Origin of the sequence: uncultured Kocuria sp. (genome assembly GCF_947500125.1) — a bacterium.
Lineage (GTDB): Bacteria > Actinomycetota > Actinomycetes > Actinomycetales > Micrococcaceae > Kocuria.
On record NZ_CANMRA010000047.1, the window covers coordinates 1 to 19,875 of the forward strand.

Genomic DNA, 19,875 nt, shown 5'->3' on the forward strand with positions numbered 1-19,875 from the left:
GGTCATCGTGATGATGTCCTTTCGAGGGTGCTGTGAGAGGTGAACTCGAAAGATCTCACGGTGGCCGCGCTCTCGTCTGGGACATCGAGCGAGGGCACCGCGCTACACCACTATCAGGGACTCAACTGGTCGACCGATTGCGCGCTGAAGAGCGGCCCAGACACGCGGCTCTGAAGGTCGGATAGGGGGCCGGACTTCTGGGCTGCGATAAATGGCGCCTTCGTCCATGCGCAGCGTTGGTTCAGCTGGCGTTTCGGCAGACTCAGGGTCAGGGACTGCACCGGTGTCCGCAGGATTCGATGCAGAGTGCCCCCAGTCGGCGCTTTCCGACTGGTCAGATGGCAAAGCGCCGGGCTGCTCCCGCCTGGACATTCTTGAAGCTACAGGTGGTGTGGTGGTCTCGGCACCCTCCACCACCCGAGCTAACCAACGACCTACCGTCTTGACGGAGGCTCGCATCAGCTCGGCGATCGCCTGTTTCGATTCCCCCGCCAGGTGCAGGGCCTGGGCCTTCAGCGCCTTCGCATCGGTCATTGCAGAGCGCACGGTGCGCCCAGTCGCCGCGTTGGCTGCCGCTGCCTCAGCCTTCGCCTCTGAGGTGGCTTTGCCCCCTACCCGGCCCTTCCGTGATAGGAACTGGTTTCTTTTGCCTCCATGGCTAGACGTACGCGGTCGGCCGTTGCCCTTGCGTGCCTGACGGCACGCGGAGGCAGAAAGCTCCCGGACTTCCTTGTCTGGCAATGGGTGCTCGAGGTCTCGATTGAGCGTTCGGGCATATGCCAGCGCATCAGGTTCGTGTGGCTCGCGCTTCTCCCCGAGCCACCGGGTCCAGAGCCACCGCAGGGTCTTACGGAACAGAGAGCAGTTGCGCCCGGAGGTGTTGGCAATCGCCTGCTGCACTTTTCGCGACTGCTTGGCTCTGTCCGGAGTGGGTTGCCATGCTGAGACGGCTGGTCCGTCGAGGATCTCGTCGTGAAACGGATCGACGTAGGACTTCATGTGGTCCATCAACTCCCCCAGATGCCACGGAGTGGCCCTGTTCCCCCAGTAGACCTCCCCCACCGGGTTGCGGGCAGATGGGTTCTGAACCAGGAATCGGGTGAAGTTCTCGTCGCCGTAGACCAACCGAGTTAGGGAACGTAATACCGAGTCGGCGTACTGCTTCGGGCCGGGACGGTGACCACGACCGACGAAGACCGGGTCGATCGCCCAGCCTGCCTGAGCATGACCAGACTCGGGCTTGTGGATGATCCAAGTGGCCGGTGGCACGGCGGGATGCATCAGCAGCATGAGCGCGTCGCAACGGTCCACGTCGACCACCAGAAAGTTGATGTTGTCGGCCGGGTTGATCTGGACATAGGGGAACTCGACCACGGACTGACCGTTGTTCGGCAAAGCCTGGTGCTTGGTGTACCCGGCCCTGAAATAGGTCAGGCGGTGGTGCGTGATCCATCTGCTGGCCGGGCTCGTCTCCTGCCTCGGAGGCAAGATTCCTAGCAGATCAAGGACTTCGTCTGGGCATGGGGGTATGGCGTCAGGGGCCCAGGGTGCTAATCTGGACGTAACGCACCCCCGGTGTGATAGGGCAAGAAATCACTCCGGTGCTATATGCGAAGCAGACCAACAGGTTTGGCGACTCAGGTGGTCGGCTTCGAGAATTGTTTTGAGAGGGACCCGTCTGAGAAGGCGGGTCTTTTCTCATGCAGTCATGGGATCAGGCGATACGTCGTTCCTCCAGATTGATCGTCTGCTGCTCGGGCTTTGTTGACGACATGGCCGTACGGTCCAACCAGTCGGTAATAATTTCGACTGCCAGGTCATTGGCGGTAGTGCCACGGGACTCCACGATGTCCCAAAACTGGTTGTACCGGTCAATGGGAAGGTTCGCAGATACCTTCTGCCGCTCGCCCTTGGACGGGCGGCCGCCACGGGGACTGCGCGTACGAGGCATAGTCGTCATGGTTGGAAGTATGTCAGTCGAGCGACATCGTTTCCAGAAACACGCTGCATGAGTTTCCAAATTTCCCAGTCACCGTTGGCGTGTCCCAGGTGGTGGCAGGTTAGCTCTTCGAGTCAGCTGGTGGCCGCGGATCTGGCCGGCGAGAATCCGGAGATGGGCCGACTGCGTCAACGACCTGGACATCGCCGAGAACGGCCGCCGGGTGGTGATCGAGCTCAACGGGCTCCTCAACGCCGGGCTCTACGCCTCCGACCCGGTGCTCGTTGTCCAGGCCCTGGTCGCCCGGCCCGGGGCAGTATGTGCGCTGGATGTGTGGTCACACACGTGGGTGGCATGAGTACTCAGCAGATGACCCCTCCCCCACTACCGTCACACCCTGCCCACCGCCGCCGACGTCGACCGCTGGTGCGAAGACGTCGTGCTGATGGGTGAGTCGTCCGCCATCGAGCGCGACGTCGACCTCCACCTGTCCACCTTCGAGAACTACTTCATCCAGCTCGACGCCCCCGCACCTTCGTCGAGGTCCGCGGCATCATCGCCGACACTGAGCTCACCAGTTCGCTGGTGGCCGCCCGGCGCGACCTGGTGTTACACGCCACCGAGCTGCACTATGACTGGGACGAGCTATACGAGGTCGGCCAGCAGCTCGCAAAGGCCAAGATGCCCCTGGCGATCCAGCACTTCCCAAGTGATTCCTGACCGTCCACCACGACGACCGACGGCCCGCCGTCTCCGTAGGGGACAGGCCATCGGCCTGCGTAGGAGCGTTGTTGTGTTCTACTTGTTGCACCTGTTCGACATGTTGAATTTATGCACCCAGTCAACCATGCGCCGGTCAGCGGGCGTGCTTGAGCTTGCCCTTCAGCGGCGGGAACTGGGTGACGTTCGCCCGGATCAGGGCCTGGCCGATCGCTACGGCTACCGCCTCACGGACGAACGCCGACTTGTTCACCTGCCAGCCCTCCATCTCGGCTCGGTCAAGCTCGGCCATCAGCTGGTGGTGGAGGTCGTAGGGCAGTACGACGTTGTAGGAGATCTTCCTTCCGCCGTCATCCGGCGGCGGAGCGGACTGCAGCGCCGTCTCCCGCTCCTCCGGGCTCAGGGCCAGGTGCTGATGCACCGCCCGCTGCAACCAGCGGACGAAGGATGTCGGCCCGCCGCCGGGGATCCGGTGCTTGTCGGAGGAATACGCCCGCTTAGCGTGGTCCAGGGAGGTGCGTGAGAACGAGACGCCGATCGGGACGGTGGTGGCCCGCGGGCCCGTCAAGGGATGCGAGTACCGCTCGAGGCCCCTGACAGCCTCGGAGTCTGCGACGGCGAGCCCGCTCGGATGGATAGCGGGTGCTGACATGGCACTCCCCTCCCCCATCGGCTCCGCGGTCGGCGCCACATTTTCGGTCTTCTCTCGAGTAGCAGGCTCCGGTCGCCTGGTCTCTCGGGCCGGCACCTGAGCTGGGACCTCGTCCTCGAGCGCCGGCTGCTCGGCGTGCTGCTGCGCGTCGTCGAGGGTCTGCCCGTTGGACCGCGGCTTCAAGGTCTCGGCCACCGGCCACTCCCCCACCACCTCATCGGAGCCTTCCCCCACCGGCTCGGCGGTCACCGCCGGCACCAGAGTCCCCTCCCCCACTGGCAAGGTGACGGGTCCGGGCGTCGGCGCGGTACCGTTCGCCAGCGTCTCGGCAGCCTGCTCGAAGACCGTGATGTCGGCCGACTCGTCGGAGCCGGCGGTGTTGCTGCGCTGGTTGGCTCTGGCATCCAAAAGCTGCTCGTCACGCAGGTGCTGCTGCTCCAGGGCTTCGTCGCGCACCTGGTTGCGGGTCTTCTTGCCCACCAGCTTGTTCACGCGCTTGGTCGGCATCGTCACGCCTCCCCAATCAGGGAGCCGAACACCCTTGCGTAATCCTTAGCCGGATTCGACTTGGGATCGTACTGGCCCACCGGCATGGCCGAGCGTGTCGCATCACGAGCTGCGATGCCCTCACGGATCGGATCAGTGACCTTCGTGGACTCCCCGTACTCCTCGCGCAGCGTCAGCACGAGCTCACGGTCCAGCAGACGGCGGCCGTCGTAGCGCGTGGGGATGATCGCGCCGATCTTCAGCCCCCTGTTAATCCTCGGCGCCAGCCGCTTCTCGATCACCGACTCGAAGTAGTCGACCTGCGTGTACGCCTCCACGTCGCACACCACAGGGGCGATGAGGTACTCCGCCGCTGCCATTCCGGTAATGCTGAGGTCGCTCATGGCCGGCGGGGTGTCAATCACGACGTCGTCGTAGCGATCGGCCACGTCTGGCAGGAGGTCCCGTAGCGAGGTGATGAGGTCGTCAACACTGTTCACATCGACCAGAGACAGGTCGTGCTGGCCGACCAGCACCTCGACGCCCTCGATGTCAGGCGCCTCGGTCGCAGCCTCTTCGATGGTCATCCTGGCGGTCAGCACATCTGCGGCTGTGCCGTTGAACTCCGTGGCATCGGTGAAGCCCAGGCGCTGCGTCAGCGTGCCCTGCATGTCCAGGTCGACGGCTAGGACTCGCCGACCTCGCTGGGCCAGTGTCCAGATCAGTTCGGCCGCGGTGGTGGTCTTGGTCGTTCCGCCCTTGGGGAAGGCGACGGTGTAGATCATCGTGGATGTCCCTCTCGGCCGGGTGTACGGCCGGTGACTTGGGGAAGGCTGTCGTCCATCACCCTAACCGGTTACACGCTTCAACAGGTCAAACATGTTTAACGTAGTAAACACAACAATTTTTATCCCTTGCTCGGTGCCAGCCGCAACCAGCGACGAGCGGAGCGTGGGGCGTACCTGGATCAAAACGCTTGTCACGTTATGCAGGTTCACCATGTGGAACCGGCGCTATCGAGTTAGCACCTGATGGCACCCCGGCATGGAGCGTGGGTTGGACCGAGTCACGTGGTCGAGCGGGTGAGACTCGTTGAACTTGGCACTACAGGCAGACTCTGCACCATGCGTTATGCAACGACGCGGCCGACGCCGCCCGGTCCACTTCGACACCTATCAGCAATAAAAGTCTTTGCAGGACCTATGGGTAGAACGTGGCAAGCATGGGCAACACAACAAGGGACCCTATGGCGCCAACACACGCCACAGGATCCACTGGACGGTTAAACTTGTCAAACATGTGTAACAAGTAGAACCAGATAAACATGCACGACGCAACAAGAACTAGCTATGCCGGTGAGCTTTGATGGGTCATGGCGTCGTTGCTTCTTACGTTGAACTTGTGGCACATGTGCAACATGACAAGAGTGCACAACACAACAAGAGTCCGTCGCCAGCCGCTATCGAGTTTGAGTTTCATTGATCAGACAGCTGACGCAATGCAGCAGCGGCACTTGTTGGACATGGTGAACCGGTTAGACCCAACAACGTAATGCGGTACGGCTGTCAATCTCGGTCAAGGCCCTAGGGCATGTCTCCCAATAGGTCTTTGAGCCAGATGGTGATGGCGCGCAGTACGGCCCCGCCGCGGTAGGTCAGCGCGAGCTTGTCGTATCGGGTCGCGAGGCCTCGCCACTGCTTGAAAAGGTTGAAGGACCGCTCGACGACGTTGCGGCCCTTGTAGTCCTGGGCGTCGAAGGTCGGGGGTCGACCACCTTGGGAGCCCCGGCGTTTCCGGTGGCCGACCTGGTCAGCGGGCTCGGGGATCACTGCGGTGATCCCTCGGGATCGCAGATGCGTGCGGATTGCTCTCGAGGAGTAGGCCTTGTCCGCCCGCAGCCGCCCGGGCCGGGTCCGGGGCCGCCCTGGTCCGTGGCGGGCCACCTGCAGGTGGGCCATCAAATGCGGGAACATCGGGGCGTCCCCGGACTGACCCGGTCCCACGAGCACCACCAGAGGACGTCCGGCGCCGTCGACCAGGGTGTGGATCTTGCTCGACAGCCCGCCGCGGGAGCGGCCTACCGCGTGATCAGCCGGCTCGTCGGACAGATTCGTGTAGTTCGATCCCGCCCCCTGTGTCGCGGGAGAAGTTCGTGGCGTGCTGATGGGCCCGGTTGATGGTGGAGTCCACCGACACCGCCCAGTCGATCAGTTGAAGCTTCTGCGCCTCGGTCAGCAGCGCGGCCAGGACCCGGTCCCAGGTTCCGTCGGCGCTGTAGCGGCGGTGCCGTTTCCACACGGTCTGCCAGGGCCCGAACTGCTCGGGAACATCACGCCAGGCAATCCCGCACCGGTACCGGTAGAGAATGCCTTCCACCACGGGGCGGTCGTCGCGGAACGGCCGGCCTCTCTTGCCATCGGAGGACGGCAGGAGAGGGCGGATCCGTTCCCACTGATCATCGGTCAGCACAGCCGTACGGGACATGCCCCCAGCCTCGCAGAACCACTCACACGATTAAAGAGACATGCCCTAGAAGCCGGCCAGGTCGCCGGCAAGGCGCTCTGCCTCAGCGGCACCGTAGGTTTCCATAGAGCGGGGCCCGGTCTCGTCGTTGAACATCTTGACGGCAAACTGGTCCGCACCGAGGGACTCGACGGCGACTCGCAGTTGACCGTCCCGGGAGGCGTAATGGACGCGGCCTGGGCTGGCGCAGTCGAACATGCCCTCGTCGTCGTACTCAGGGCGTGGCCGAGGTGCTCGTCGCGATCCAGGAGGGCTTCGACCTCCTCGAACGTCTCCTTGGCGCTGGTCGCGGTGGTCAGGTCGGACAGCATCTTGGCGAGAGAGTGCTGGATCGACTCCGACACGTATTAGTTCTCCGATTTTGATCGACTGATCGCCCGTCGTCAGGGAATGTCCGCGGTCGGCTGCGGCGGTGGGGGAGAGGCAAACTGTCGCCATGGCCGTCATGTGTGCGGTTGACCGTGTCGGGATGCAATGGCCTGAGGTTGTCCAACGTCGACGGGTGGCTACAGGCGACACGCTGGGATATAGCGGTTACGTCCGTTTTGGACACTGCTGACGTTTCCGACTGGATGGCGGTATGCCACACCCTATAGCCACATGGGACTGCCCCGACTTTGGTTGGCTCTGACCTGCCCCACGGTTGGGACTGTCGCAGCGGCAGGTGGCAGGTTGACCTAGCAGTGCACCAGTCCCCTTCTCTCAATTCATGGGTTGCGCGACGCCTTCGTTGTAAGACTTGAGCCGGCGCGAAAAGGTGCGCGCTCTGCTGCTTATTTTGGTGCTTGATCTTGTCGCCATGTCAGGTGATCCTGACAGTGTCAGGGTTTTATGACACCTCGGAGGTGGGCGTGTTCGAGCGCGATGGGCTGCAGGGTGTGACGGCGCCGCACGCGGCGTGGGAGCTGGGGGCGTCCCTGGCTGATCACGCCGTGCCGGTGGACGACCGTGACGGGGTGGCGGTGGCTCAGTTCCTGCGCATGGCCGCTGATGCGTGGGCCGCCGCGAAGACCGAAGAAGCCTCTGACCGTGCTCTGGAGCGGGTGAGGTTCTTGCGCCTGCTTGAGCGTGGGGCCGGCGTGGCGCTGCGCGATGCCGTGGCGGACGCCCGGGGGAGCGGGGCCTCTTGGGCCGGGGTTGGGTGGGCGTTGAACACCTCCCGGCAGAGTGCCTACGAACGTTTCACCGACTGACACTGCATCCGGTGCTGGTTCGCCGGCTGGTGAGACCGAGTCTTATCAGCTTTCGGCGCGTTGGCGCGTCTCGCAGGTCAGGGGATGCGAGACGTCTCGTCCGGCGAATTTTGCGGCCACGAATTTTGGCGGTTTCCCGCGGTCCGGCAAGTCTTGCAACTATGTACTTTATCTGCGTGCCTAGAATCGTGTACCAGACATTGGTTGCGAGACACATAGGGGTTGCCATGGGGAAGTTGATCGGATACGCGCGAGTTTCGACGCGGCAGCAGGATGCGGACCGTCAAGTGGCTGACCTGATCGCCGCTGGCGTGCGGCGCGATGACCTCTACGTCGATCATGGAGTGTCTGGAGCCCACGCTTTACGTCCACAATTCAACAAGGCCGTGGCCGCGCTTGAGGAGGACGACACCTTGGTCGTCACCACCCTGGACCGTCTGGGGCGGTCGACGCAGAACATGCTGGCTTTCGCCGAGGCGCTGCGGGGGAGAGGTGCGGGGTTGCGGGTGCTGAACCTGGGTGGGGGAGACGTGGACACCCACACCCCGATGGGTTCGATGGTCTTCACCGTCATGGCTGCCTTGGCGCAGATGGAGTTGGAGATCAAGCGGGAGCGGATCACTGACTCGGTGGCCAAGCGTCGGGCCGCCGGCAAGGACCTGGGCGGGCGGCGCCCGACCTTCACCGACTCCCAGATCCGCAATGCTATGCGGCTGATCGAGGGCGGAGAGCCGGCTACCCAGGTCGCCCGCGACCTCGGGATGTCGAGGGCCACGCTCTACCGTCGTGTCCGTCAACTGCCCATGCCGAGCGCCTGAGTCGGGACTGTCTGCGGTGGTTTGCTTTCCCTGCTGGCTCTCGGACGCGGTCGGTTCCGCCTCTGCGTGCGGGGCGGGGTCAAGAAACGAAGGGGTGTGCGGTCAGTCGCGAATCTGGTCCCACAGGGCATGCACCCGGGTGTCGATGGCGTCGACGATGGTCCGCACGCCCTCCAGGGTCCGCTCGGAGGGATCGGCGATGCCCCAGTCCAGGTAGCGTTTGCCCGGGTAGACCGGGCAGGCGTCTCCGCAGCCCATGGTGATCACGTAGTCGGCCGCGCGCACCACGTCGTCGGTCAGCGGCTTGGGGTAGGCGTGCGCCAAATCGATCCCGCGTTCGGCAAGGACCTGCACCACCAGGGGGTGGACCTCGGCCCCGGGCAGGGATCCGGCGGAGCGCACCTCTACCTTCTCCCCGGCGTAGTGGCTCAGCAGTGCCGCGGCGATCTGGGAGCGGCCGATGTTGTGCACGCACACGAACAGCACTTGCGGGACGGGGGAGTCGATCTTGCCTTGGGACTGGGCCAGTGCCCGGAGCCGGTCGTCGGCGAAGTGCCCGGCGGTGGCCGCCAGGTAGGTGCGGATGCGCGCGGTGCGGGAGAGCGTCGTGTAGGACTCGAAGACGTAGCGTTCGACCGTCTCCGGGGAGAAGATCCCCTCATAGCGTTTGGCCAGGTGCTCGGCGGTGCGCTGCAGGACGTGGGTGTCTCTGGTCTCGGCGGGCTGGGTCATGACGGCTCCTTGGCGATCGACGGCGTTCGGCGGTGAGGGAGGGGCCCCGGGGTCACCGGAGCGTCAGCGGACAGGTGTGTCCTCGAGGGGGCGCGGGCCGCAGTGGCTCAGGCGTGGGTGTTCTCTTCCACCAGGGCGGTGGCGATGCTGTCGGCGTCCTCCAGAGCGGCCAGGTAGCGTTCGGCGTCCAGGCCGGCCGCGCAGCCGGTGCCGGCGGCGGTGATGGCCTGGCGGTAGCGGTGGTCGACCGCGTCCCCGCAGGCGAAGACCCCGGGCAGGTTCGTGACGGTGGTGGGGGAGTCGACGACGATGTAGCCCTCCTCGTCCAGCTCCAGCTGACCCTGTACGAGCTCGGTGCGCGGGAGGTGTCCGATGGCCACGAACACACCGGTGGCGGCCAGCTCGCGAGTGGTTCCCGTGGTGGTGTCGGTCAGGGTGATCCCGGTGACCTTGTCCTGGCCGTGGATGGCGGTGACGGCACTGTTGTGGGCGAAGCGTATTTTCTCGTTGTCCTTGGCCCGCTGCGCCATGATCTTCGAGGCTCGTAGCGCGTCGCGGCGCACGACCACGGTGACGGAGGAGGCGAAGCGGGTCAGGAACAGGGCTTCTTCCATGGCGGAGTCGCCGCCGCCGACCACGACGATGTCCTGGTCGCGGAAGAAGAACCCGTCGCAGGTCGCACACCACGACACCCCGTGACCGCTGAGGGTCTTCTCCTCGGGCAGGCCGAGTTCCTTGTAGGCGGAGCCGGTGGCCACGATCACCGCCGGAGCCCGGTAGGTCGCCCCTTCCAGGGTGGTGACCTCCTTCAGGTGGCCGGTGAGCTGGATCGAGGCGGCGTCGTCGTAGTCGATGAGCGTCCCGAACCGCTCGGCCTGCTCGCTGAGGCCGGCCATGAGCTCCGGGCCCTGGATGCCGGACGGGAAGCCGGGGAAGTTCTCCACCTCGGTGGTGTTCATCAGCGCCCCGCCGTGGGTGACGGAGCCGGCGATCACCCGCGGGGCCAGCCCGGCCCGGGCGGCGTAGATGGCGGCGGTGTAGCCGGCCGGGCCGGAGCCGATGATGATCAGCTTGTCGGTCACCTCGTGCGTGCTCATTTCCCGGGCCCTTACTTGGTGGTGGTGTGCTCGGCGGGCAGCAGCTCGGCGATCAGCTGCTGGATCCTGCCCTTGATGTCGTCGCGGATCGGGCGCACGGCCTCGATGCCCTGCCCGGCGGGGTCGTCGAGCTTCCAGTCCTCGTAGCGCTTGCCCGGGAAGAAGGGGCAGGCGTCCCCGCACCCCATGGTGATGACCACGTCGGAGTCCTGGACGGCTTCGTCGGTGAGGATCTTGGGGGTCTCGGCGCTCATGTCGATGCCCTCTTCAGCCATGGCCTCCACGGCGGCAGGGTTCACGGAGTCCGCCGGGGCGGAGCCGGCCGAGCGCACCTCGATGCGTCCCTGCGAGAGGTGGGTGAGGTAGGCGGCGGCCATCTGGGAGCGGCCGGCGTTGTGCACGCACACGAACAGGACGCTGGGCTTGGTGGTCTCGGTGCTCATCGGGGGTGGTGTCCGTTCTGTCGAAGGAGGAAAGAGGATCGCGTGGTTCAGGATCGGACGCGGGCGGGTCCGGTGAGCTCCGCCAGGGCGGTCTCGCCCACGGGTTCGACGGCCAGCAGAGGGATCACGGCGGTCCGGGCGGCCAGTTGCTGCACGGTGCGGATCTGCTCTAGCTCGTGGCGGGCGCGTTCTCGCAGGAACGCCGAGTCGGGATCGGTGGCGGCCACGGAGTTGTTGACGACCCACGCCCAGGGGTGCAGGTCGGCCCGTTCCAGGTCCTCCTGCAGCTGGGTCGCCTCCAGCACCGGGGTGGTCTCGGCCAGGGTGACCAGCACGAGCTTGGTCAGCTCCTTGTCCTGCAGGCGCATCAGCGGGGTGGTGTAGGAGGAACTCTCACCCATGCTGCGGGCGATCTCCCGGTGGTAGGAGCCCGTGGCGTCCAGCAGCAGGAGGGTGTGCCCGGTGGGGGCGGTGTCCATGACCACGAAGCGGCGGCGGGACTCGTTGACCACCTTGGAGAACTCGTGGAAGACCGCGACCTCCTCGGTGCACGGGGACTGCAGGTCCTCCGCCAGCTGCGCCCGGCCGGTCTCGTCCAGGTTCCTCCCCTTGGAGGCCAGCACCCGGTCGCGGTAGGCGGCGACGGCCTGTTCGGGGTCGATCCGCGAGACTGCCAGGTGCTCGACTCCCCCGGACAGGGTTCCAGAGAGGTGGGCGGCCGGATCGGTGGTGGTCAGGTGCACGTCGTGGCCGCGGTGGGCCAGGGCCACGGCGACGGCCGCGGCCACGGTGGTCTTGCCGACCCCGCCCTTGCCCATGCACACGACCAGGCCGTGGTCCTGGCCGGCGAGCTCGTCCACCAGGACCCCCAGGCCAGGCAGGTCGAGCTCCGCGGGCGGGGTGGACGCCGCCGGCTCCGGGGCGCCGTCGTCGTCGGTGAGCAGGGACCGCAGGGCGGGAACCCCGACCATGTTCTGCGGGCGCAGCGCTATCTCGTCGCGCGGCAGGCCGGTGAGGACCGCCGGCATCTGGGCCAGGGCGGCCTGCTCGCGGGCCCGCACCACCGCCACCAGGGGGTCCTCCCCGGCGGGCATCAGGCCGTTGACCACCAGGTGCTGCTCGGTCATCCCGATCCGCGCCAGCTCCTCGTGCGTGCGGGCAACCTCGGCGAGGCTCGACTCCTGGGCGCGGGCCACCAGCACCAACCGGGTCCGGGCCGGGTCGGCCAGGGCGACCACCGCCGCGGCGTACGTGCTGTGCTGCTTCTCCAGGCCCGAGAGCGGGCCCAGGCAAGAGGCGTCACCCTTGCCGGTGTCCAGGAACGCGGTCCAGTCCCCCGGCAGCCGCAGGAGCCGGACGGTGTGCCCGGTGGGGGCGGTGTCGAACAGGACGTGGTCGTAGCGCTCACCGATCGTCGCGTCGGCGAGGATCGCGGTGAACTCGTTGAAGGAGGCGATCTCGGTGGTGCACGACCCGGAGAGCTGCTCGGTGATCGAGGCGATCTCCGCCTCGGGAAGCAGCCCGCGGACCGGTCCGACGATCTTCTCCCGGTAGGCCTCAGCGGCCTGCTCCGGGTCGATCTCCAGGGCGTGCAGGCCCGGGATCTCCGGGATCGCGGTGATCGTGTTGCCGATGCTCGCCCCGAAGACCTGGCCCACGTTGGAGGCCGGGTCCGTGCTCACCAGCAGCACTTTCCGGCCCGCACCGGCCAGGTGCACGGCGGCGGCGCAGGCCAGAGAGGTCTTGCCCACCCCGCCCTTGCCGGTGAAGAACAGGAACCGGGGGGTGTGGTCGAGGAACGTCATCGTGCTCGCTTTCCGAAACAGGAGATCGTCGGTCACCGCAGGTTCAGCAGCAGCCGGTGGGGCCGCAGCACCCGGCGGAGTCCTTGGAGGTCGCAGCGCTAAGGCCCAGGTCCTGATGTGTCCCGGGCTCCGGGGCCGGGGAGGCCGACTGGGCCAGGGCCTCCAGGCGTGCCCGGTCGGGGTAGGCGCCGGTGGCGACGGTGACTCCGTCGACCAGGACCAGGGGCAGCCCGGCGGAGCCGGCCACGCGCAGGAAGTCGCTCACCGCCGGGGTGTCCGCGAATGCCTGGGGGTCGTTGGCCAGGTTGTGCCGGGTGATGTCCACCCCGCGGGAGCGCAGGTTTTCGAGGTCGGCGGTGAACTCCACCAGGGCCTCGTCCACATCGGGGCCGCACACTCCGGTGTTGCAGCACAGGGCCGGTTCGAACACCTCGATCCGGGGCCCGGACGGGAGGATCTCGGCAGTCTGGGAAGTCTGGGGAGTCATGGCAGGAAAAGTCCTTTCAAGGCGTGGAAAAGAACGACAGGAGGGTGGACGCGGTCAGGGGGTGCCGGTGAGCTCGGTGAGCAGGGCTTGGACCCGGGCGTCGATGTCGTCGCGCACCATCCGCATGCGCTCGGCACCTTCGATCCCGCGCTCGGACGGCTCGTTCAGGGTCCAGGTCTCGATCGTGCCGGTCATGCCCTCGACGGGTTCGACGACGGCCTCGTCGCCCAGCACCACGACACGGTCCACGCGGCGCAGCAGCTCCGGGTCGATCGCCTTCGGCTTTCCGTGGGACATGTCCGCCCCGACCTCGGCGACGACCTCGGCGGACAGGGCGTTGATCTGTTTCCCGGGCCTCGTGCCCGCGGAGTGGACGTCCACGGCGCCGTGGGCGCGGCGCGCCATCAGGGCCGCGGCCATCTGGGACTTGCCGCCGTTCTTGGCGCAGACGAACAGGACGGACGGCTGGGTGGCGTTCAACGGTTGCTCCTGGATGCTCGCGGGGACGGGATGCGGGGATTAGCGGGTGGGGACGGTGGCGTCGCCGGGGAAGAGCTTGCGCCCGGCCCACAGGGAGACGTACACCAGGGCGACCAAGACCGGGACCTCGATGAGCGGGCCTACCACCCCGGCCAGGGCCTGCCCGGAGGTGACCCCGAAGGTGGCGATGGCCACGGCAATGGCCAGTTCGAAGTTGTTGCCCGCAGCGGTGAAGGCCACGGTGGTGGATTTCGCGTAGTTCAGTCCCAGGGCGCGGGAGGCCAGCAGGGCGATGCCGAACATGAGGAAGAAGTACGCCAGCAGGGGCAGCGCGATCCGGGCGACGTCCCACGGGTTCGAGGTGATGGCATCGCCCTGCAGGGCGAACAGCAGCACGATGGTGAACAGCAGTCCGTAGAGGGCCCACGGGCCGAGCTTGGGCAGGAATCGCTCCTCGTACCACTGCCGACCCTTGGCCTTCTCGCCGAGGGTGCGGGTCAAAAAGCCCGCGGCCAAGGGAATGCCCAGGAACACGAGGACGGACACCACGATCGACCACACGGAGAACTCTGCGGACGTGGTGGGCAGGCCCAGCCAGGCGGGCAGCACCTGGAGGTAGAACCAGCCCAGGACGCCGAAGGCGAGCACCTGGAAGACGGAGTTGACGGCCACGAGCACGGCGGCGGCCTCGCGGTCTCCGCAGGCGAGGTCGTTCCAGATCATGACCATGGCGATGCAGCGGGCCAGGCCCACGATGATCAGGCCCGTGCGGTACTCGGGCAGGTCGGGCAGCAGCGCCCAGGCCAGGACGAACATCAGCGCCGGACCCACGACCCAGTTCAGGACCAGGGACGCCCCCAGCAGGCGGCGGTCGCCGGCGACCCGGTGGGTTTCGTCGTAGCGGACCTTGGCCAGCACCGGGTACATCATCACCAGCAACCCGATCGCGATGGGCAGCGAGACCTCCCCGACCTTCACGGCCTCCAGCGCCGTGTCGATGCCGGGCACGAGCCGGCCGAGCAGGAGCCCCGCGGCCATGGCGGCCAGGATCCAGGCCGGCAGCCAGCGGTTCAGGAAGGACAGGTCCTTCATAACCCCCTGATCGGGAGCAGAGGCGGTCGTGGTGGCGCTCATGGGCGGGGACAACCCTTCGTATCGACGAACATCTATGCCGAACATTACGGGTCACATCGAACTCCGTCAATGTACAATGGAGTGATGACCATCGCAGCCGACCTCCAGGCCACCGCAGCCACCGAGTGCGCCCCGCACCCGTTCCGGAACGAGTGCTGCTCGCTCTCGGGCGGCCCCATCGGCGCTCAGGACGCCCAGCAGATCGCCAGGGTCCTCAAGGCCCTGGCCGACCCCATGCGTCTGCGCCTGCTCTCCCACGTCGTCGGCCAAGGGTGCGAGGCCGTGTGCGCATGCGACCTCACCGAGGAACTGGGCATCAGCCAGCCCACAGTCAGCCACCACATGAAAAAGCTCGTCGACGCCGGTCTGCTCACCCGCGAACAGCGCGGCCGGTGGGCCCACTACAGCGTGATCCCCGAAGCCTTCGCCCAGCTGCGCTCCTTCCTCGACTTGCGCTGATCCGTTTCTACAAAACTTGTGCCCGAAAAGGCTCGTTTTAGCCACACTGTCCGGGTGCTGTTCGGCGCATGGCGCCACGTCAGCTGATCGTCTGCGGTGCTTGTGGACTCGCTGCCGCAAGTCGGCATGGTAGTCAGGCGCCGAGGTAGACGGAGATCGCCGCGAAGAGGGCGAAACCGCCGGTGAGCAGGATCGGGTCCCACACGCTGGTGTCTCCCTCGTGGGCTTCGGTGAGTATTTCTTCGACCACCACGCTGGTCAGCGCCCCGCCGGTGAGCGCCAGCACCGACAGGGTGAGGATCTCCGGGGCCTGGCGCAACGCGAAGTAACCCAGGGCCGCCCCGATCAGGATCGGCAGGGCAAAACCCAGGGACATCAGGATCCGGGTGCGGCGCCGGATTCCGGCCCGGCGCAGGGTGGCGATGGCGGCGAAGCCTTCCGGCGCGTCGGCCGGGACCTGCCCGAGGGCCAGCAGCAGGCCCAGGGACGGGTTGAGGACGGTGGCGGTGCCGATCATCACCCCGTCGCTGAACAGGTCCAGGGACACCCCGGTGAAGATTGCTAGCGGACCGGCGTTCTCCTTGCCGGCGCCGAGGCGTGCCTGGATGGAGCCGATGGTCCGTTCGATGCCCATGAAGAACGCCCCACCGGCGACGAAGGCGAGGATCGGGACCCATGGGGCGGAGGCTTCCAGGGCTTCGGGCATGAGCTCGAGGCCGACCACGGCCATGACGATGCCGGCGGCCAGGTGCAAGGACAGGGACAGGGTTCGCTCGGAGACATCGACCAGCTCCGCGGCAAGTCCGCCCAGGAAATTCCCGGCCGCCGGCAGGGCGGCCAGGACCAGCACCAGAACAAATCCCTCCACGGGCCACCTCCTGCGATCTGATCGGTGACAACAGGCCCGGCTGGAGCCGACCACATCGGGTTAGCGGGACCGGTACTCCGCACAGTCTTACAGGAGGAAACCCTGATGTCCCGACCCCGATGACAAGCATGCTCACTACTACTCCCGCCGAGATCGCCTCCGGGCCCCTGAGGGACGAAAAAGGACCACCGCTCACCAACCCGGTGTCCCGGACATCGCCGCAGTACGCTGCTGCAGGATGTGGTCGGCGGGGCGGGCACGCCGCAGTGGCAACAACGCACCCGCCCCTGCCGATAACGTTAGTCAGCACCCCTGGGTGTTTTCCCGGGGACTGCTGAAGCTCCGGTTAGCTCGCCGGACTGACCCATGGCCCAGTTGCCCGTGCAGCTGTGAAGATCAGCGCATCTGGCTGGGTAGCCCTGCCATGCCGACTCAGATCCCGGCTGAGTCCGCCCGGGACCGTGCAGATCCTGGCATCGGCGTGGTGGCGAGGCCACCGCAACTTTGCTGAGGTCATCACTTCCCGGCTGCTGCTGGTCCGCCGCGAGCTGAAGGGCTCCTCGTATCACCCAGCAAGCTCTCCCCCTGGGCCGTTGCCGATCTCAGCGTCCATGCAGCACCTCCCGACGGTGTGCCCGCTTCCGACTCACCGTGGGCCTTGATCTGGCGGAGTTCTCCATCACCGGGCACCTCGCCGCAGCTCGAACAGAGCGTGCGCGTGGCCGTTCCCTACTCACCGCACCCAAGGTGCGCCTCGCCCCGCGCACGTGTCAGTCCTCGTGCGCGATTCCCGTCGGCAGGTATCGGTCCAGTGGCGCGTCACGGTGTGTTCATGGGGCCTGCCCGTCACAGATCAAGCGGATCCGAACCAGTCCTTGTTGCTGGAGTACAGGTTGATCACTGGCCGGTCTGGCTGATCTTCCGGTTGTTCAACGGCCGTGTCGGGCGGTTGTTGCCGGAGTGCACGGACCGGAGGTCTTCGATCTGGCCGGTGCTCAGTTCGATCGGTGTCTGCAGCAGGAGCCAACGGACGCCTTCGCTGCACGGTGGGGTGGTCAGACTGCCGTCGTAGGCGTAGTGGCCCAGGGAGTCGGGGAGCAAGGAGGTCAGCGTGAGGCCGGTGACCTCAGGTGAGTTCCCGCCTCGGGTGGCCGGCACTGCGTCAATGACCGGAGACCACGCGGCGTTGTCCTTTCCCGCGGTGGCAAGCACCCCGATGACAGCCAGGGCGTCGTCGTCGGACTGGTGGACGAAGTGGAACTCGGCTTCATAGCTCGTGCCGCCGACGGTGTGCTCGGACGGGGCGTGGTAGTGCATCTGTTTGAAGGTGTACTGGGTTCCGTCAACCGTGATGCGTTGAGGTGACAGGGCGTGGAGTTCGACCGTGTGTCCGGTGTCGCGGGCCTGGAAGTCCGCGACCGTGTAGTCGAGGGTGGTCGGGCTGGAGGAAAGGGGGGCGTTGCTGGGGACGTCGATCGGGGACTGGGCCGTTCCGGTGCTGCAGGTCGTGAACTCGTCGTCGAGCTCGCCCCAGTGCTGCGGGCCTGATGCCCCTTCGTAGGACCACTCTCCGGATGCCCCTCCCTGCGGGGGCGAGGCGGTGGCCGGGTCGTCGGGGCCGGCGGTGTTCGTGCAACCGGTGATCATCGCCAGCAATCCCACGCCGGAGCCGGTGATGACCGATCTCCTGGTGATCAACGAGGTGTTGTGCATTTCTGCCTTTCGGATCGGTTCAGGGCGGATCCGTTGCCCTGCCTTGACGGCGATTCGATGACACGCTTGTGTCGATTGACTCGCAGGCATCAGAGCCGCATGTTCTCGACGTACATCATCGCGCGCCGGACAGATGCTCAGTGAGCAGCTCCTTGGTCGGTGTCGGTGGTGGCGCGGGCGTCGAGTTCGCTGACGACTTCCTGGTGGCGGTCCTGGGTGAGCGGATGAGCGCCGGCGGGATGGGTAAGGGTTTCGTGGTCCAGCTGACGGCAGAGCTTGCTGTGCAGCACGTGCAGCTGGGTCAGGGACAGGCCGGCCACATCGGCCGGGAACTCCTCAGTGGTTTCCAGGCCGGTGCCGCCGGTCGTGGCGGGGACGGGGTCGGGCACCGGGACAGGGCCGGCAGGGTCGTGGGTGCTCATGGGGGGGGGGCAGTTTCCATCATCCGGGCGCCCGGCGGGGCGGTGCGTGCCTCAGGTCACACCGCGGCCTCAGGGGCCGGAGTGGCCCTGGGCTCGTGGTCCGGGGCGTGGTCGGGGATGAGGATGTCCACCGACTCGGTTGCGGGGCCGGTGTCGTTGTTGTGGCCGATCGCCCAGCGCAACGATTCCACGGCGCCGTCCTCGACGTCCTCAGCGCCACGCAGGTCAACACTGATCACCCCACCTGGGGCCATGGACCTGGCCTGGCGGATCAACGGGTGCAGCCCTTGCTGGTTGGCTTCGGTCAGACGCCCGGTCACGACCAGGCTCACGTAGGTGCCGTCCATGTCGATGTCGGCGAGCACGGAGATCTTGGGATCCACGAAGAGTATCCCCTTTCCTTGAGGCGAGCGAGGTTTTCGGGCTGCGCTGCCCGACCCGCTCATGATCGACGGTAGAGGTCTCCTGCTGCGCCGGGCAAAATCCTCCCGGTCATCCCTCCATCCATCCACCGCGCTTCGAAGGACACGGGCCCCCAGCTGCGGGTGAGGACATCCCCTGTGAGCGGCTTGGTTGCAGGGCCAGGGGCTGGCGGTCACGCCTTTGCTGGGGATGCGCCGGGACTGCGCGAGGAGAATGCCTGAAGCATGCTGCGGAAGCATAACGGGAAGTAGCCTGATGGATGAAACCAAGAGGAGGACAGTCCCATGAGCAGTAGTGAGGCGTGGATCCAGGACCTGAGCAAGGTCACCCATGGCGGCCGTATGGAGGTGTGGGACCAGGATCAGCTGCTGTATGCGGGCCCCGTGGACCAGGTGGACCCCGCCCATGGTGTCGTGTGGATCCTCGAGGACGGGATCGGGGAGCGAAAGATGATCCACGCCCAGCAGTACCACCTGCGGCACTGCTCGCCTGACTGCTCTCACTGAACCGCACCTGGGACCCGGTACGGGACCTGCTGGCCTCGAGACCTGAGGAGATGCTTGTGGCTGGGCGGAACGTTCCCCTGTTGGTGGACAACGGGTGAACACGCAGTGGATGGTTGTAGGGTCAACATTGCTCTCTCCGGGGGGAGAGAGCCCAAGAGCCTGTTGGTTCTTGAACCGTCGGTGCGATTTCGGTCCGGGTTCCACACCACCCGTTGGACTCCGGCGGAGGGCGTCCCAGCATACGATCCGGGGGGATTGTGCTGGGACGCCTGTCTGTCCGGTGCATCTTCCTCACGGGTATTCCCTCACTGGCGACCGCGTTGATTCCCAATCAGGTCACCAGGTTCTCCAGGACCCCCGCTGTGTCCGGGGAAGCAGGGGCAGGCATGCCGCCGTCATCTCCTGCGGTGGTGGGGCCTTCTCCCTCAGTGCTTACTGGTCGCCGAGGTAGCGCCGGCTGGTGATGGGTGCGGGGCCAAGGTGGTGACGAGCCGTTCGAGATCATCGATCGCGGTAATGAGCAATCGCTGTTTCCCCGGCCGACGCCGTCGAACTCGAGGACTCCTACGCCGCCTGGGCCGCCGCCTGGGCCGCCGCCTAGGTGTACCCGGTCATGAGGTTGGTCGCAGGCGGCTAACCGGTGGGTGTCCGCCGAGTGCGCTGTGGCGTCTTTCAGTGTTGTAGTGCTCGATCCAGGGGGCAAGGGCCGCGGTGCGTGCGTCGTTGGTCGTGAAGACCTGCCGGTAGGCCCACTCGGTGGCCAGGGTGCGGTTGAGGCGCTCGACCTTGCCGTTCTGCCACGGGCAGTGCGGACGGATGAACACCTGTTTGGCCCCCAGCATCGCGACCACCTCCCGCACGGCCGCGGAATGACGGTAGGCAAAGGCGTTGTCGGTCATCACCCGCTCGATCCTCGGGATCCCGTGGCCGGCGAAGTAGACGGCCGCCCGGGCCAGGAACCCGGCGCAGGTGGTG

22 protein-coding genes are annotated in these 19,875 nt (G+C 66.3%); 5 read left to right on the forward strand and 17 right to left on the reverse strand.

The window, feature by feature from the left end; translation table 11 throughout:
- Positions 1-102: 102 nt before the first annotated feature.
- Both Q0817_RS18650 and Q0817_RS18655 read right to left on the reverse strand, forming a co-directional pair.
- On the reverse strand, positions 103-1,374 hold the full coding sequence (locus tag Q0817_RS18650) for a replication initiation protein (protein WP_298591628.1): 1,272 nt from the start codon (positions 1,372-1,374) through the stop codon (positions 103-105).
- A 340-nt stretch (positions 1,375-1,714) separates the two neighbouring features.
- Positions 1,715-1,960 carry a hypothetical protein gene (locus Q0817_RS18655; protein WP_136341073.1) on the reverse strand — a complete coding sequence of 82 codons (246 nt, stop codon included), beginning with the start codon at positions 1,958-1,960 and terminating at the stop codon, positions 1,715-1,717.
- A gap of 205 nt (positions 1,961-2,165) precedes the next feature.
- Between Q0817_RS18655 and Q0817_RS18660 the strand changes: the two genes are divergently transcribed.
- Positions 2,166-2,297, forward strand: a complete 132-nt coding sequence (locus tag Q0817_RS18660; RefSeq protein ID WP_298591629.1) for a hypothetical protein — start codon at positions 2,166-2,168, stop codon at positions 2,295-2,297.
- Between the two features lie 498 nt (positions 2,298-2,795).
- Here Q0817_RS18660 and Q0817_RS18665 read toward each other — a convergent pair whose 3' ends face one another.
- The 3 genes from Q0817_RS18665 to Q0817_RS18675 form a co-directional block, all read right to left on the reverse strand.
- A complete protein-coding gene (locus Q0817_RS18665; RefSeq protein ID WP_298591630.1) occupies positions 2,796-3,824 on the reverse strand; it encodes a hypothetical protein in 1,029 nt (342 codons plus the stop codon).
- Positions 3,821-4,582, reverse strand: coding sequence for a ParA family protein (locus tag Q0817_RS18670; protein WP_062737311.1), 762 nt, complete (start codon positions 4,580-4,582; stop codon positions 3,821-3,823). Before Q0817_RS18670 ends, Q0817_RS18665 begins: the two co-directional genes overlap by 4 nt.
- A gap of 798 nt (positions 4,583-5,380) precedes the next feature.
- Positions 5,381-6,281 (reverse strand): IS5 family transposase gene (locus Q0817_RS18675; RefSeq protein ID WP_126349441.1). Its coding sequence is split into 2 segments (ribosomal slippage): positions 5,381-5,929 and positions 5,931-6,281, totalling 900 coding nucleotides; the frame shifts between segments, so codons are not numbered across the junction.
- 845 nt (positions 6,282-7,126) lie between these two features.
- Here Q0817_RS18675 and Q0817_RS18680 point away from each other — a divergent pair.
- Together Q0817_RS18680 and Q0817_RS18685 are read left to right on the forward strand one after the other, a co-directional pair.
- A complete protein-coding gene (locus Q0817_RS18680) occupies positions 7,127-7,513 on the forward strand; it encodes a hypothetical protein (protein ID WP_298591631.1) in 387 nt (128 codons plus the stop codon).
- A gap of 227 nt (positions 7,514-7,740) precedes the next feature.
- Positions 7,741-8,331 carry a recombinase family protein gene (locus Q0817_RS18685; RefSeq protein WP_062737396.1) on the forward strand — a complete coding sequence of 197 codons (591 nt, stop codon included), beginning with the start codon at positions 7,741-7,743 and terminating at the stop codon, positions 8,329-8,331.
- Between the two features lie 102 nt (positions 8,332-8,433).
- On the opposite strand, the gene Q0817_RS18690 is transcribed toward Q0817_RS18685, so the two are convergent.
- The 7 genes from Q0817_RS18690 to arsB all read right to left on the reverse strand — a co-directional run bounded on the left by Q0817_RS18690 (position 8,434) and on the right by arsB (position 14,509).
- The gene (locus Q0817_RS18690) at positions 8,434-9,063 is read right to left on the reverse strand and encodes an arsenate reductase ArsC (RefSeq protein WP_062737303.1); all 630 of its coding nucleotides are present in this window, start codon (positions 9,061-9,063) and stop codon (positions 8,434-8,436) included.
- Between the two features lie 107 nt (positions 9,064-9,170).
- The gene (gene trxB, locus Q0817_RS18695; protein ID WP_298591632.1) at positions 9,171-10,160 is read right to left on the reverse strand and encodes a thioredoxin-disulfide reductase; all 990 of its coding nucleotides are present in this window, start codon (positions 10,158-10,160) and stop codon (positions 9,171-9,173) included.
- A gap of 11 nt (positions 10,161-10,171) precedes the next feature.
- On the reverse strand, positions 10,172-10,603 hold the full coding sequence (locus Q0817_RS18700) for an arsenate reductase ArsC (RefSeq protein ID WP_062737301.1): 432 nt from the start codon (positions 10,601-10,603) through the stop codon (positions 10,172-10,174).
- A gap of 47 nt (positions 10,604-10,650) precedes the next feature.
- Entirely contained in the window at positions 10,651-12,408 is a 1,758-nt protein-coding gene (gene arsA / locus Q0817_RS18705; RefSeq protein WP_062737300.1) for an arsenical pump-driving ATPase, read from the reverse strand.
- A gap of 43 nt (positions 12,409-12,451) precedes the next feature.
- Positions 12,452-12,895: an arsenite efflux transporter metallochaperone ArsD gene (gene arsD / locus Q0817_RS18710; RefSeq protein ID WP_062737299.1), complete on the reverse strand. Its 444-nt coding sequence runs from the start codon at positions 12,893-12,895 to the stop codon at positions 12,452-12,454.
- Positions 12,896-12,949: 54 nt separating this feature from the next.
- Positions 12,950-13,375 carry a low molecular weight phosphatase family protein gene (locus tag Q0817_RS18715; protein ID WP_062737298.1) on the reverse strand — a complete coding sequence of 142 codons (426 nt, stop codon included), beginning with the start codon at positions 13,373-13,375 and terminating at the stop codon, positions 12,950-12,952.
- 39 nt (positions 13,376-13,414) lie between these two features.
- A complete protein-coding gene (gene arsB, locus Q0817_RS18720; protein WP_062737297.1) occupies positions 13,415-14,509 on the reverse strand; it encodes an ACR3 family arsenite efflux transporter in 1,095 nt (364 codons plus the stop codon).
- Positions 14,510-14,593: 84 nt separating this feature from the next.
- Between arsB and Q0817_RS18725 the strand changes: the two genes are divergently transcribed.
- The gene (locus tag Q0817_RS18725) at positions 14,594-14,968 is read left to right on the forward strand and encodes a helix-turn-helix transcriptional regulator (protein ID WP_084271825.1); all 375 of its coding nucleotides are present in this window, start codon (positions 14,594-14,596) and stop codon (positions 14,966-14,968) included.
- 133 nt (positions 14,969-15,101) lie between these two features.
- Here the strand turns inward: Q0817_RS18725 and Q0817_RS18730 are convergent, their stop codons facing one another.
- From Q0817_RS18730 to Q0817_RS18745, 4 genes are all read right to left on the reverse strand, one after another.
- The gene (locus Q0817_RS18730) at positions 15,102-15,836 is read right to left on the reverse strand and encodes a ZIP family metal transporter (RefSeq protein WP_062737296.1); all 735 of its coding nucleotides are present in this window, start codon (positions 15,834-15,836) and stop codon (positions 15,102-15,104) included.
- Positions 15,837-16,733: 897 nt separating this feature from the next.
- On the reverse strand, positions 16,734-17,549 hold the full coding sequence (locus Q0817_RS18735; protein WP_062737295.1) for a carbonic anhydrase: 816 nt from the start codon (positions 17,547-17,549) through the stop codon (positions 16,734-16,736).
- A gap of 137 nt (positions 17,550-17,686) precedes the next feature.
- Positions 17,687-17,971 (reverse strand): hypothetical protein, encoded by a 285-nt coding sequence (locus Q0817_RS18740; protein ID WP_222596080.1) that lies wholly within the window; start codon positions 17,969-17,971, stop codon positions 17,687-17,689.
- Between the two features lie 56 nt (positions 17,972-18,027).
- Entirely contained in the window at positions 18,028-18,354 is a 327-nt protein-coding gene (locus Q0817_RS18745; protein ID WP_062737293.1) for a hypothetical protein, read from the reverse strand.
- A 324-nt stretch (positions 18,355-18,678) separates the two neighbouring features.
- Between Q0817_RS18745 and Q0817_RS18750 the strand changes: the two genes are divergently transcribed.
- A complete protein-coding gene (locus Q0817_RS18750) occupies positions 18,679-18,900 on the forward strand; it encodes a hypothetical protein (protein ID WP_298591633.1) in 222 nt (73 codons plus the stop codon).
- 611 nt (positions 18,901-19,511) lie between these two features.
- Here the strand turns inward: Q0817_RS18750 and Q0817_RS18755 are convergent.
- Positions 19,512-19,875: integrase core domain-containing protein (locus Q0817_RS18755; RefSeq protein ID WP_298591634.1), on the reverse strand; the 364-nt coding region annotated here is incomplete at its 5' end.

Bases quoted from the DNA above. Each gene is read 5' to 3' on its own strand.
- Q0817_RS18655 (WP_136341073.1), bottom strand. From the start codon at position 1,960: ATGACGACTATGCCTCGTACGCGCAGTCCCCGTGGCGGCCGCCCGTCC.
- Q0817_RS18670 (WP_062737311.1), bottom strand. From the start codon at position 4,582: ATGATCTACACCGTCGCCTTCCCCAAGGGCGGAACGACCAAGACCACC.
- Q0817_RS18685 (WP_062737396.1), top strand. From the start codon at position 7,741: ATGGGGAAGTTGATCGGATACGCGCGAGTTTCGACGCGGCAGCAGGAT.
- Q0817_RS18690 (WP_062737303.1), bottom strand. From the start codon at position 9,063: ATGACCCAGCCCGCCGAGACCAGAGACACCCACGTCCTGCAGCGCACC.
- trxB (WP_298591632.1), bottom strand. From the start codon at position 10,160: ATGAGCACGCACGAGGTGACCGACAAGCTGATCATCATCGGCTCCGGC.
- Q0817_RS18700 (WP_062737301.1), bottom strand. From the start codon at position 10,603: ATGAGCACCGAGACCACCAAGCCCAGCGTCCTGTTCGTGTGCGTGCAC.
- arsA (WP_062737300.1), bottom strand. From the start codon at position 12,408: ATGACGTTCCTCGACCACACCCCCCGGTTCCTGTTCTTCACCGGCAAG.
- arsD (WP_062737299.1), bottom strand. From the start codon at position 12,895: ATGACTCCCCAGACTTCCCAGACTGCCGAGATCCTCCCGTCCGGGCCC.
- arsB (WP_062737297.1), bottom strand. From the start codon at position 14,509: ATGAGCGCCACCACGACCGCCTCTGCTCCCGATCAGGGGGTTATGAAG.
- Q0817_RS18725 (WP_084271825.1), top strand. From the start codon at position 14,594: ATGACCATCGCAGCCGACCTCCAGGCCACCGCAGCCACCGAGTGCGCC.
- Q0817_RS18735 (WP_062737295.1), bottom strand. From the start codon at position 17,549: ATGCACAACACCTCGTTGATCACCAGGAGATCGGTCATCACCGGCTCC.
- Q0817_RS18740 (WP_222596080.1), bottom strand. From the start codon at position 17,971: ATGAGCACCCACGACCCTGCCGGCCCTGTCCCGGTGCCCGACCCCGTC.
- Q0817_RS18750 (WP_298591633.1), top strand. From the start codon at position 18,679: ATGAGCAGTAGTGAGGCGTGGATCCAGGACCTGAGCAAGGTCACCCAT.